Below are 13,103 nucleotides of genomic sequence, written 5' to 3'. Positions count from 1 at the left end.
AGTTCAGGCTGCTAAAGCAAAGGCAAGAGGATTTAAAACTTTTGATTGTTTTAAAACTATTATCTTCCTTTTACTCGGAAAACTTGATTTCAGGTTGATCAATAAATGCTATTTACCCATTTAAAACTAAAAAGAGCCAAATATCATTATTTTAATAATTTACCCTTCTCTTACTTACGGTATAAGTTATGTAGGAAAACTGATTTTTTCAAATCAATATACACAATATGATATCATAAATATGCCGTTTATTCTGGGAGATGTCTTTTTACTTGATATTTATGGCAGCTATCCAACTCAAACTTTTGCAGTTTATTCTGCTTTGATCTCATTACTGGTAATCGTAGTTACACCGCTTGTAAGATTTCTTACTCAACCAATGGTAATCTGGCTTGTGTTGGTATCTTTCATACATTTTGTTTCCAGTGTTTTCTTTATTTTCTGGGCAAATTATTTTCCATATTCCATGGTTATTTATCTGGACCTTTATATGAAAACTCTGATTTGTATCTGGTTGATCATTCCTTACATACTCGTAATAGGGTTCATTCCACTTCCTACAAATTTCATCCAGAAACTTGGAGTTATCTTACTTTCAGTAGGTTATTCCATCATTTTTGGATTGCTTCGTTACATTACTTTTATTTACTTTTTACGTGAATTCAGTTATTTGTTCATGGCTATCATTTTCTTCATGTTCGGGCCATTCTTCGATTTTGTTTATGTTGTTAGTTTTTACTCAGTATTTGTCAGCAAAATTGCTGTAAAATTAAAAGGAGACGACACTAAATGGGGCTGGCTGTATTAGTCATTATTCTTAAAGCTTATGTGATTACAGTAGCAATAATTATGCTCATCTATACTATTCGTCACTTAGTATTTTCCATAAATCGCTCTGTTGGAGAGCAAAAGTTATATTATCAGGATATTCTGGATTCCGATTTACCAAAAGTTACGGTAATTGTTCCAATGCATAATGAAGAACTTGTTGCTGAATATTCCATGGAAAATATCGCAAATACCATTTATCCCAAAGATAAATTGGAAATAATTCCTATAGAAGATCACTCTGAAGATGCCACACTTGCGATATTGGAAAAATACAGTGAAACTTATGATAATATTCACCCCTATGTGCGCGATACGGGAACACGTGGAAAACCAGCCTCTATGAACGAAGTTATGGAGTTTGCAACTGGTGATGTTATTATTGTGTTCGATGCTGATTATCTGCCACCCAAAGGAATTATCCGAGATATCGCAATTTGTTTTCTCGATCCGGAAGTTGGAGCTGTGATGGGTCGAGTAATTCCTAATAATGTTGGTTCCAATATGCTCACACGCCTTCTGGACATGGAAAGGACCGGAGGTTATCAGATAGACCAGCAAGCCAGATACAATTTGAATCTGGTACCACAATATGGTGGAACTGTTGGCGGATTCCGACGGAAAATTGCGATGGAATTGGGAGGTTTCAATCCAGCAATTATTACAGAAGATACAGAGCTTACATTCAAACTTTATGAACAAGGTTGGAAAGTTGTTTATGCCAATCGTGCAGAATGTTACGAAGAAGCTCCCGAAACCTGGATAGTTCGTTCGCGACAAGTTTCTCGCTGGGCTCGTGGTCATTGCCAGGTTTTCTTCAAATCGTTCTTTAAAATGATGAAATCTAAATATTTAAGGCCTATAGAAAAACTTGATGGAATGCTGCTTTTAACTATCTATTTTATTCCTTTGCTACTCCTTGTAGGTATTTTTGATTCTATTGCACTTTTCTTCTTAGGAGAAATGAACCTTTTTAGCAGTGTATTCATTTTCGTGTTAGTTTCAGCTTATAGTTCGTTTGGAAACGCAGCTCCGTTCTTCCAGATCGGTTCCGGTATTTTGTTAGACGGTGGTCATATGCGGGTTCGTCTTCTTCCACTACTTATGTTCAATTTTACATTTTATCTGTGGTTTATATCGAAAGGTGCATTTTTGGCAATTATCGATACAATTTTTCAAAGAGTTCCAGAATGGCAAAAAACTCAAAGATTCAGAAAATAGTCTGCTTTTTGATCTTACTGCTGATTTTAAGTAGTATCAATCTGCATTCACAGAAAAGAGAAGAAGCAAGTAATCTTTATGAAATGCAGGATGAAACTCTGTATAAAGGTCCTGTGCACAGATTCTTTTCCAGATATAATGATGAAGATGACTACAGATATCTACTCCTTCTAATCATTCCTGTTTTCTTTATTATGATAATCTTACCCTTCATCCCCGCTCTCAAGGAATTGATTCAGAAAAAAGATGCCGAACCTCTTTACGTAAATATGAGTTATTCAAAAGATCCACGGTTTTTCGACCGTTCCTTCCGTCAAAAATTACTTTCCAATGTACAAAATGTAGGAACTGATCGAGCTTTCAGAGTATCACTTTCCAAAAATGAAGAAATTGTAGAAGTGTGTAAAGCTGAGAATGTTAATGATTATAATTTTGGTAATAATCTTCTATATCTGGAAGGCAATGCTGATATTACAAAAAATATGCGATTTACAAAAGAAGTTTATGTAACAGGCACAACTCAGCTGAATGAAAACACAATAATCCGCAGTATTCTCAGTGAAAAAGATCTGAAAGTGGCACCTAATTCAACTATAGTTCGCTGGGCAGGTTCCGAAGCGAATATTTTCGTTGGTCATGATTGTGATCTTGGCGTTCGCTGTTCCTGTGAAAAAGAATTATGGATAGATATCGATTGTAAATTCAAAAGTTTATACGGTCACCCTATCTATACAAGATACGATGAAAACGTAGTACAAATGAAGCTGAAACAGGCAGAGGAAAATGATGAAGTTGAGGAAGAAAGGGAAAAGCCAAAATATAAAAAAGAAAATATCATCGAATTCAATAGAAAAAAGTACTTTTTAAAAGATGGTGAAACAGATAACCCTGAAGATGAACCTGAAGAAGACTCTCCTTTCAAAGATTCAGAAGAAATATCAAAACAAAAAGAAACAGATATAGAACCAGAAGATGAGGAGCTAATTCAAATTTCTGATTCCTGCATTGTTGTTAATGAAAAAGGTTTGGTCACGATCGATAAAGATTCTGATATAGATAATGATATTATTATAAAAACAAAAGCACTTTTTAGAAAAGGAAACAAAGTTCACGGAACTATAAAATGTTATAAAGATCTGGAATTGGAAGACAACATAATTGTTCTTGGAAATGTGATTTCAGAAAAGAACATAAAAATTGGTAAAAACTGCAAGATCTTCGGCAGCATTTTTTCTCAGGGAGAAGTAGAGCTTGGTGAAAACACAGTTATTGGCTCCAAAGGAAAAGATAAATCTGTTATAGGAAAACACGGTATCATACTTAAACGCAATGTAAAAATTCATGGGTATTTATTAACAGAAGGTGAAGGACATACTGTTTAATGTATTTTAAGGCTGTTTTTGAAATAATTTTTATTGCTATCTCGGGAATATAATATGAGAAGAGAAGTTTTATACGTTCTTATTGTCGCACTTGTTTTTTTGATCATTGCATTTTGGTATTATCAATATCAAGAAGCTAACAAAATGGAAACCAAATTCGAAGTTCTATTAGCTACCTACAGTCCTTTAGACACTTTAGGTGTTGCTATTGAATTTGCTTATAGAAGCTTATTGGAAGAGGAAGGAATTCCTTTTCGGATAGCAAACAGAGAAGATATTTTCTTATACCAACCTCAGGAAATTGTTAGCCATAATCCTGTAATTATTTTCCCAGACCAAATTTCACAGAAAATCCCAATTGAATATGAAATATGGATTAGTGAATATGTACAATTGGGGGGAAATGTTTTTATTTCTTACGATAGCGGCATCAAAATGAGGAATGATCGTTATCGAGAAAAAGCTGTTTTCTCTCCATTATTAGGAATAAACTATATTACATATACCAAACATTTAGAAGATTCTCATCGAATTGCCAAGTTACAATTCAAAGATGAAGAATCTGCCAAATATTTTCAAATTCCTTACGGGAAACTTGATGAGAATTTAAATGTAACTGGATATGCTTACGGATCGTTGGATTTTCCTGTTGCCAGGATAGAAGTTACAAACCTGGATAACGATGAAATTTATGCTTATTCAGTTCACGAAGATGGATCTCGCAGTCCCAATATTATTGTTAAAAGATTTGAAAAAGGCAGTGCAATATACACAAATTTGCCTTTAGGTTTTTTAAAAGCTTACGGCTCAGATGAACTTCTTCTTAGAATGATATTGCGAACTTATCTTTTCAAAGTTGTAAAAATTCCACATCTTAGCAATATGCCTTCCAACAAAGGTGGACTGGTGATGAACTGGCAGGTGGATAACAATAAAGAATGGAGTAGTATTAACTGGAGCGAAAAGCGCGGTTTCCTGCGTCAGGATTTTCCTTTTTCCTGTCATATTAGTGCTGGCCCCTGGCTGGAAGAGGAAGGCGACAACCTCGGTTTTGATGCTTATAACCACAAAGGACTTGTGAAAAAACTGTCTAATTATGGAGAAATCGGTTCTTTAGGAGGATGGGCACACAACTGGTTTGCAATTAAGATTTTGAACAATAAATTCACTACAGAAGATATTGATAGGCATATTAAATTGAATATCGAAGTTCTTTCCAACATAATCAATAAACCTATCAGAGAATATTCTGCTCCTCGTGGCTTGCACACACCTTACATGACTAGACTTCTAAATCAGGAGAATATTTACAGTCATTATTATGTAGGAGATACCGGTTCTCAACCAAACAGAGCTTTTTTGAATGGTAAGCGTTTTTCTGATAAGATATTTGCTTTCCCCATTATGCCAATGCAAAGTTTATCTAATGTTCATGAATTTGGTATTGAAAGAATATCTCCCACGGAATATGAAAACTGGTTGAACAAAACTTTAGAACATTTAGTGGAAAATCATTTAACCACATTGATTTCCTCTCATTTTTATGATTTCAAAGAATATCCGCAATATGTAGCTCCCTTTCAGCGATTTATGGATAATGCTGTACAATTACAGAATTCGGGTAAACTTCTGGTAAAACCAATGAGTTATTTCACAGAATTCTGGAACAGACTTTTAAAAACTAAGATTGAATATTATGTGAAAGAGAATAATTTATTGATTTCCATAGAAAATCCGGAAGGCTTGAAAGATATTGTTTTATGTCTTCCAAAAGAAGATTATAAAAGAACAGCTGGAGTAGATCTGGAATTATCAGAAGACGATGATTATTACTATATCCGTTTTACCGAAAATGTTGAAAATAAGCTTATCTCAGTTCTTTTTAGATAGTTTGGAATGTTAAGAATAATATTATCAATTCTAATTTTCATCTGTATCATTCTATTCTCAATACATACTTTCATTTTAGCTGATCAATCCTCGACTCAAAAAATTTTTGAAATAATCCTGGTTTCTCAAAGGAATACTAATCTGATGGCAGAAAATATAAAGAAAGCTTATGAAAGTGTTTTAGAAGAAGAGGGAGTTCCATTTAGATGGGAAACACACGGAAATCTGTGGAGACAATCACCAGAAAAAGTTTTAAAGAAAAGTAACGTTTTATTATTTCCAGATTATCTTACAGAGCAAATTCCTTATGAGTTTTCAGTATGGGTAGAAGATTTCATCGATCTTGGTGGAAATGTGTTCATTGTGTACAATTGCGGTACTAGAGAAGATAACGGCAGCTACCGGGAAAAAGCTGTTTTCACACGCCTTCTGGGATTGAATTATATAACTTATAATGAATACAATTCTCTTGCTTTTCAGATGGCTAATATCAGATTCAAGGATCAGCAGGCTGTTGACCTTTTTGAAATTCCCTGTGGAAAAATGGATGAAGAATTTACACTCACAGGCTATCAATATGGGAAACTTTCTTATCCTGTTGCCAAAGTAGATATAAACTTCGTTGATAACAAAAAAGTTTATGCCTCTTCAGTTTATGAAGATGGTAAGATATTGCCCAACACATTCCACAAAAAGCAGGGAAAAGGAAATGTTCTTTTTGCCAATATTCCCTTGGGATATTTAAAAGCTTATGGCTCGGATGACCTTCTGATCAGAACTTTTCTGCGTGTTTTTCTGTTCGACATTTCTCATATTCCCTACCTCTGCAATACTCCGCTCAACAAAGGCGGAATTGTCATCAACTGGCATATTGATAACTATAGAGAAATAAAAAACATCAATCGCTTCGAGAAATTGGGTTTTCTGCGAAAATCATTACCCTCTTCTTTTCATATCACAGCTGGTGATTTCGTGAATGAAGAAGGCGATGAAATGGGATTCGATGCATCTCGACATCCTGACCTGATAAGAAAAATGATGCAGTATGGAGCCATTGGATCGCATGGCGGCTGGGCTCATAACTGGTTTGCAGACAGGCTGGTAGATAATGATTTATCACCAGAAGAAATTGAATATTATGTAAAATTGAATAGCCAGGTTTTGTCTATGATAACCCACTATGATATAAAGGAATATGCTGCTCCCAATGGAGTTCATCCGCAACCGCTTATGACCAGAATTTTAGAAAAATTAGGATTTACTTGTTATTATTATCCGGGAGATTCGGGATCGCGACCAAACAGAACTTTTTCTCACGGCAAAATGGTTTCGGAAAAAGTCATTGCCTTTCCTGTAATGCCCTTTCACAGAATGGTTTCCGTGCAGGAATTGGGTTGGGCTGATGTGAGCGTTGATAGATATCGAAAATGGTTAGATGGTTCTCTGGATTATGTTGTAACCAATAGAACCATTTTTCTGTGTTATTCTCATCTCTACGATTTTGAAGATAATCCGCAATATATAGAATCATTCCAAGATTTCCTGGATCGGATGGAAATTTTGAAAGGAGAAGATAAATTAATCGTTAAACCAATGTCTTATTTCACAGATTTCATTCACAAAATGCTGCAGACCAAATACAATTTTATTCTGCGAGATAATTTAATGGTAGTGGAATTGTCAAATCCTCAAGGTTTGGAAGGTATCAGCGTAGCAATTCCAAAATATTTGTGTCGAAAACCGCCTGGAAGAGGATTTTATATCGAGGAATCGAAAGATTATTATTATGTAAACATAACGGAAGAAGTATATGAAAAAAATATTATTTGTAATCTTCGTTAGTCTACTTTTAGTTACTTGTTCACAGCATCCAGCTCTGAAAGTATTCAGCTGGTACAGTGAAGTTGCAGAAAATAATTATGTAATTCCCTACACTCTGAATCTATTTGCCATAGACAGACTGGAAAATCGCAAAAGCAGAAAGCACATAAAAAAATACATCGAATGGATCTTTACAAAATTAAACTATCCCGATAAACATGGACTTACTGGTAGTATTTATGATTTTCATATTTCACAGGAAGGAGAAGAAATATCCTCCGAAACTTATGATTCGGTAGATTCCTACTCTGCTACTTTCCTGATCTTGCTGAACGAATACGTCAAACTTACCGGCGATCAGAGTTTTATTGCCAGATTCAAAACTCAGATCAAAGACATCGCCTATACGATTGCTCATCTTCAGGATGATGACGGTTTGACAAGTGCTATCCCGCAATCCGACACAAAATATCTGATGGATAATTGCGAAGTATATGGAGGTTTGATCGCTTTTACTGAACTATCGAAGCTGATGGGCTGGGAACTGGAAAATTACTATGATGATATTGCTATTTCTCTCAGACACGGAATTTTTAATTATTTCTACAATCATCAAAATCAGAATTTCAACTGGGCTGTCGATGATAAGACAGTTCATACTTCCGATTGGAATATTTTCTATCCCGATGCCTATGCGCAACTTTTCCCAATTCTATACAAATTAGTTGACGACCAACCACTTATAAAAAAAACTATCTGGAATAATTTTAGTGAATTTTATAGTGATAAAGAGAATGTTCCGCTGGAACAACAATTGGTGATAAGCCTGGCGGAAAAAAGGATGGGCGAATGAAGGCATTAGTTATTTTTGGAACCAGACCTGAGATAATCAAACTGGCTCCTGTTATTTTTAAGTTAAACGAAAAAATGGACGTAAGAGTCTTCCACACAAGACAGCATGATGAATTGGCTGATGATGTGATCAAATTTTTCAAAATCACTCCCGACTTCAATGAAAGAACTATGCTGAACATGACCGAAGAAAGACGTTCCGGCAGAATTGGGCAAATCATCAGAGCGATCAATCCTGATATCATTATTGTTCAGGGCGATACATTTACCACTTATGCCGCCGCTTTTACTGCATTCCTGCTGAGAAAACCGGTATTACACCTGGAAGCAGGCTTAAGAACTTTCCGCAAATATTCCCCATTCCCTGAGGAAATGTTCAGAAGATTAGTTTCCAATCTTTCCGATTTTCATTTTGTTCCAACCACAACCAGCAAGCAAAATCTTCTTAACGAAGGTATTCCGGAGGATAGAATTGTGGTTTCGGGCAACACCATCGTTGATGCTGCAAATATGGCTATAAAGCGAGTTGATGAAGAAGCAGCAATGGCAGAAATTCATAAATACAATCACGATGATGATCTGGATGAAATGCTGGAAACGAACCAATTGGTTGTTATTACATCACATAGAAGAGAAAACATCGGACAACCTTTAAAAAGAATCTGTAGTGCTGCAAAACAATTAGCAGCAAAATATGAAAATCTTCTGTTTATATGGGTACTGCACAAAAATCCAAACGTGAGAGAAATCGTATTCAATGAACTTAAAGACAGGCCAAAAAATCTGAAATTCGTGGAAGCTTTATCATATCCAGCAATGCTATACTTTCTTGATAAAGCACACCTTATTCTTACAGATTCCGGTGGAATTCAGGAAGAAGTAGTCAGTCTGCATAAACCTGTGATCATTTTACGAGAAGACACCGAAAGACCAGAAGTTGTGGAATACGGGTTAGGATTTATGGTGGGAACTGATATTGAAAAAATAATGGCTACATTCACAAAATTGAATGAGGATATTGATTTTTACAAGACATTAACGAAGATCGATAATCCTTTCGGAGATGGTAAGACTGCCGATAGAGTATTGGAATTTTTAACCAGCCCCGAAGTGGAAAATTATCTGAAGAATTATCCTGATAATGCAAATCATGTATTTAAGACCAAAATTGAATGGTGAGAAATTTAGCTAGAAATCTAATTTTTGCAGTAATTTTCTGTCTGCTATTACCGTTACATTCAGAAGTATTTCTAAATAGATTGGAAGCAAGTTATACTTATGAATATCTTGATCCGATCGATACTTATGGTGATTGGCATTCTTTTAATGTAACCTATTTTCGTCAGGAAACTTCCACTTTTAATTTTCACCTGGGAGCTACGTTCCACAACCGATTAATTGTGGGTCCCACTTATGATCATTCGGGTATTCTGTTTTTTGGTGGAGTTACCAAAGACTGGTCTTCCAGACTTTACAGCAATTTTTCTGCATCTTTTGGAACAGAATGTGACTATCTTCCGGAATATCGCTTTGATGCGGATCTTAATCTGAAATTATTGAAACACAAAAACCTGATCGCTACTCTGGGTTATGCTTATGTAAATTATCATACTTTTTATGAAGACATTATCTGGCGCTATGGATTAGCTTTGCATATAAAACGTTTCGTTTTTGAACTAATGTTTTATGACAATCTCAGTATCAACGCAAACAGTGATGAAGAAATTGAATCTTCTACAATGTTGTTCAGCGTCGGTTATGGAATGGAAGGTTGGCAATGGACACATTTGATCTTCAATTTTGGTTCTCAGGCATATCTCCTGTATGATCCATTTTTGAATGATCTTTATAGAGTAGAGCTCGATTCTAATGAGATCACTTTAAAGCATCGTCGCTGGATAAAGAATGATTTCGGTTGGTTTGCTTCGCTGGGTTTTATGCAGCTGGATACTTATTATGAGAAATATTTATTTCAGTTTGGCTTGTTCTGGCAGTGGTAATTTAATTATAAAATTAGAAAAAAAACAAACCTGCCAGGTTGTGAAAAACTGGCAGGTTTTTTGTTTATCACTCAAATCTCTTTTCTCAACATTCATGCCTAACCTTGCGAAGCTCGATCAAGCAAGAAGTTCGAAAACCTTCGCAAGGTTTTACTCATATTTAAGTGCTTTCACCGGATTAGAATTGGCTGCTTTTACGGTGCGGAAACTTACTGTAATTAAAGCGATCAGGAAAGCAATGACCCCTGAGAAAATGAATATCCAGATATCCATTTTGGCAGGATAAGCAAAATTCTGCAGCCATTTATTCATCGCATACCAGGCAATCGGCCAGGCCAGAATATTCGCCAGTATTACCAGTTTCGAGAAATCTTTGGATAACAGCAAGACAATCTGACCAACAGTGGAACCTAAAACCTTTCTAACCCCAATTTCCTTGATGCGTCTATCTGTAGCATAAGATGCCAGCCCGAACAAACCAAGACAAGCTATCATAATTGCCAGGATAGTGAAATACATGAAGGTAGTAGCCAGATTTCGTTCCGTGCGATGAATCCTGTCGAAGTGCTCATCCAGGAAGAAATAATCAAACGGCATGCCGGGATGCATTTCCTTCCATTCTGATTCTACTATATCCATAACTTTGAAAACATTACCTGCCTCTAATCGCAAACTTAAATAATTGCGATTGGGAGGATTGTAATAGATAACCATTGGTTCAATTTTATCTCTCAGAGCATTTACATGAAAATCTTCCAATACACCAACTACCGTAATCGGCAGCATTGTTTCTCCATCTCTTATAAATGGATCAAGGAAAGTCTTTCCAACCGGATCTTCCCAGCCAACTTCCTTCACCAAAGTCTCATTAATCAATACATTCATATCTTCTGCTTTGTTTGCTGCATCGAAATCTCTTCCCTGCAGAATGTTCAATTTAAACGTTTTAACAAAATTGTCATCTGCATTCATGGTTTTCATCAGCCATGGTTGTTCTTCACTTTTTCCCTCAGGAAAGAAGCCATGCCCCTGACTGGCTCCAGCACCGGGATAATTTGATGAAATGCATGCAGTTGCAACACCAGACATTCCTGCCAGTTTATCACGCAGAACTTCTGCCTGTTTACGAGTTTCATCACTGCGTAGAGGTAATATCAGCACGTGTTCTTTATCGAATCCCAATTTTTTATGCTGGAAAAATTGTAGCTGCTTATAGATAACTCCCGTACTACAGATGAGAGCAATTGAAATAACAAATTGGAACACAACCAGGACATTTCTTAGAATGGATTTCTTACTTCCACCTGTCAGATTTCCTTTAACAACCGAAATAGGATTCAACGATGAAAGATAAACCGCAGGATACATGCCGGAAATAATAGCCATAAAGATCATAAATCCCATTCCAAAAAGTAAATACTTGCCGTGTAGAATGAAATTCAATCCCAGCTCAATTCCGATCAATTTGTTAAAAATGGGCTGTAAAAGTTCGATCAAACCAAATGCTACAATAGTTGAAATCAATGTGATAACAATAGATTCAATCAGGAATTGACTTATTAGTTTTTTGCGGTTTGCTCCAACTATCTTGCGAACTCCAATTTCTTTTGCTCGAATCATGTGATGTGCAGTGGTAAGGTTGATAAAATTGATATAGGCAATGATGAGAATGAAGAGTGCAATTATGGAAAAAACATAAACATAAGTAATATCTCCATCATTGCCCAGATTATACTGATAATTTGAAAGCAAGTGAATATCTTTTACAGGTTCCAGGAAAAGCAGAAATTCCATACCGGTTTGTTCTTTGGTAATTCCCATTTTTTCCATCGCCAGATTATTGATCTTTGTTTCAAACTCGAAAGGATCAACTCCTTCTTTCAATCGGATATAATTATGTGCACTGAATGAACCCCAATATTCGGCAATATCTTCTGTATATTCTACCGATGTAATTGCATTCATTTTCAGATGAGAATTAGTGTGAAAATCCCGGCAGACTCCTGTTACGGTGTATTCTACGGTTTCATTTTCAACGATGGTTTTTCCAATCGGGTCCTCCAAACCGAAATATTTTTTAGCCAGAGATTCAGTTAAAACAATCGAATTAGGATTTGACAGAACCTGAGCTTTATCTCCCCTTAATAACTCAAAATCAAATACTTTAAAGAATTCTTCTGTAGCGGAATAAAAAGATGTCTCATAAAAAGCTTTATCATCATAACTTATCAATCTTTTATCGCCGCTGCGAAAGATTCCCACTGCAGCTTCTACTTCTTCAAAATCATTGGTCAAAACTCCAGACAATGGAATCATAGATACAGCATATTCAATAGGATTACCGGTTATTTCTCCTTTGATTATAGTCCGATAAAGATTTTCATAATTATCATGAAACTTATCGTAACTTAGTTCATGTAAAATGAAAAGCGTGATCAGAAAACAAACTGCGATGCTAACTGCCAAGCCAAGAATATTGATGGCAGAAAGTGACTTATTTTTGACCAGATTTCTAAACGCAATTTTTAAATAATTCTTTAACATATTTCATTCCCTTTTCTTTATTAATAAAGAAAATTCTTAACTTTGATTATCACCGTGGCAGAGCCAAGGTGTATTTCGCTAAATTTATTTCAGCAAGCTGAAAATCGAATTTTCATTATTTGCCCCTCTGCCTTCGGCATCTCCCCTCAAACAGGGGAGAAATTTCGGAAAACCCCGACGCAAGCGTTGAGGAATTCTTTCGATTAAATAGAAAGCAATCCGTGTTCCAAAGCCTAAGTTGCTATTTTTTAACGGATTAAGCACTTTGACAATGCAAGCAAAATGTCCGCTGGAGAACTTTCGGTGTCCGCTGGCGTACGCTTAACTCATCCCAGTCTTCGCACAAGGCTACGCCAGGTCAGGCTGCTGTCCTTCTCTTCTTACTTCGCTCGGAAAGAAGGAACATAAGAAACGCTAGAAGAATTGGAATAAAGAAAATTCTTAAATTTGACTATCACCGTGGCAGAGCCAAGGTGTATTTCGCTAAATTTATTTCAGCAAGCTGAAAATCGAATTTTCATTATTTACCCCTCTGCCTTCGGCATCTCCCCTCAAACAGGGGAGA

General features: G+C 35.9%; 9 protein-coding genes. 8 read left to right on the top strand and 1 reads right to left on the bottom strand.

What is annotated here, in order from left to right; genetic code table 11:
- Positions 1–241: 241 nt before the first annotated feature.
- The 8 genes from K9N40_11425 (at position 242) to K9N40_11390 (ending at position 9,994) form a co-directional block, all read left to right on the top strand.
- Positions 242–808, top strand: coding sequence for a hypothetical protein (locus tag K9N40_11425; protein MCF7815076.1), 567 nt, complete (start codon positions 242–244; stop codon positions 806–808).
- The gene (locus K9N40_11420; protein ID MCF7815075.1) at positions 790–2,049 is read left to right on the top strand and encodes a glycosyltransferase family 2 protein; all 1,260 of its coding nucleotides are present in this window, start codon (positions 790–792) and stop codon (positions 2,047–2,049) included. The genes K9N40_11425 and K9N40_11420 overlap by 19 nt, the downstream gene beginning before the upstream one ends.
- Complete coding sequence (locus K9N40_11415) at positions 2,019–3,431, top strand: hypothetical protein (protein MCF7815074.1); 1,413 nt, start codon at positions 2,019–2,021, stop codon at positions 3,429–3,431. The genes K9N40_11420 and K9N40_11415 overlap by 31 nt, the downstream gene beginning before the upstream one ends.
- A 54-nt stretch (positions 3,432–3,485) precedes the next feature.
- Positions 3,486–5,321, top strand: a complete 1,836-nt coding sequence (locus K9N40_11410) for a hypothetical protein (protein MCF7815073.1) — start codon at positions 3,486–3,488, stop codon at positions 5,319–5,321.
- A gap of 144 nt (positions 5,322–5,465) precedes the next feature.
- Positions 5,466–7,163 carry a polysaccharide deacetylase family protein gene (locus K9N40_11405; protein ID MCF7815072.1) on the top strand — a complete coding sequence of 566 codons (1,698 nt, stop codon included), beginning with the start codon at positions 5,466–5,468 and terminating at the stop codon, positions 7,161–7,163.
- Positions 7,132–7,995 carry a hypothetical protein gene (locus tag K9N40_11400; protein ID MCF7815071.1) on the top strand — a complete coding sequence of 288 codons (864 nt, stop codon included), beginning with the start codon at positions 7,132–7,134 and terminating at the stop codon, positions 7,993–7,995. The genes K9N40_11405 and K9N40_11400 overlap by 32 nt, the downstream gene beginning before the upstream one ends.
- Entirely contained in the window at positions 7,992–9,173 is a 1,182-nt protein-coding gene (gene wecB, locus K9N40_11395) for a UDP-N-acetylglucosamine 2-epimerase (non-hydrolyzing) (protein MCF7815070.1), read from the top strand. The genes K9N40_11400 and wecB overlap by 4 nt, the downstream gene beginning before the upstream one ends.
- Positions 9,167–9,994, top strand: a complete 828-nt coding sequence (locus tag K9N40_11390; GenBank protein MCF7815069.1) for a YaiO family outer membrane beta-barrel protein — start codon at positions 9,167–9,169, stop codon at positions 9,992–9,994. The genes wecB and K9N40_11390 overlap by 7 nt, the downstream gene beginning before the upstream one ends.
- Before the next feature lie 150 nt (positions 9,995–10,144).
- Here K9N40_11390 and K9N40_11385 read toward each other — a convergent pair whose 3' ends face one another.
- Positions 10,145–12,538 carry an ABC transporter permease gene (locus K9N40_11385; protein MCF7815068.1) on the bottom strand — a complete coding sequence of 798 codons (2,394 nt, stop codon included), beginning with the start codon at positions 12,536–12,538 and terminating at the stop codon, positions 10,145–10,147.
- Between the last annotated feature and the right edge of the window lie 565 nt (positions 12,539–13,103).

Source organism: Candidatus Cloacimonadota bacterium (assembly GCA_021734245.1).
In the GTDB taxonomy this organism is placed as follows: Bacteria; Cloacimonadota; Cloacimonadia; order Cloacimonadales; family TCS61; genus B137-G9.
The sequence above is the reverse complement of the archived record's forward strand: the minus strand, read 5'-3'. Positions and strand labels throughout refer to the sequence as shown.

What these genes read in the sequence shown, in the direction of transcription:
- K9N40_11425 (MCF7815076.1), top strand. Translation starts at nt 242, where the DNA reads ATGCCGTTTATTCTGGGAGATGTCTTTTTACTTGATATTTATGGCAGC.
- K9N40_11420 (MCF7815075.1), top strand. Translation starts at nt 790, where the DNA reads ATGGGGCTGGCTGTATTAGTCATTATTCTTAAAGCTTATGTGATTACA.
- K9N40_11415 (MCF7815074.1), top strand. Translation starts at nt 2,019, where the DNA reads ATGGCAAAAAACTCAAAGATTCAGAAAATAGTCTGCTTTTTGATCTTA.
- K9N40_11410 (MCF7815073.1), top strand. Translation starts at nt 3,486, where the DNA reads ATGAGAAGAGAAGTTTTATACGTTCTTATTGTCGCACTTGTTTTTTTG.
- K9N40_11405 (MCF7815072.1), top strand. Translation starts at nt 5,466, where the DNA reads ATGGCAGAAAATATAAAGAAAGCTTATGAAAGTGTTTTAGAAGAAGAG.
- K9N40_11400 (MCF7815071.1), top strand. Translation starts at nt 7,132, where the DNA reads ATGAAAAAAATATTATTTGTAATCTTCGTTAGTCTACTTTTAGTTACT.
- wecB (MCF7815070.1), top strand. Translation starts at nt 7,992, where the DNA reads ATGAAGGCATTAGTTATTTTTGGAACCAGACCTGAGATAATCAAACTG.
- K9N40_11390 (MCF7815069.1), top strand. Translation starts at nt 9,167, where the DNA reads ATGGTGAGAAATTTAGCTAGAAATCTAATTTTTGCAGTAATTTTCTGT.
- K9N40_11385 (MCF7815068.1), bottom strand. Translation starts at nt 12,538, where the DNA reads ATGTTAAAGAATTATTTAAAAATTGCGTTTAGAAATCTGGTCAAAAAT.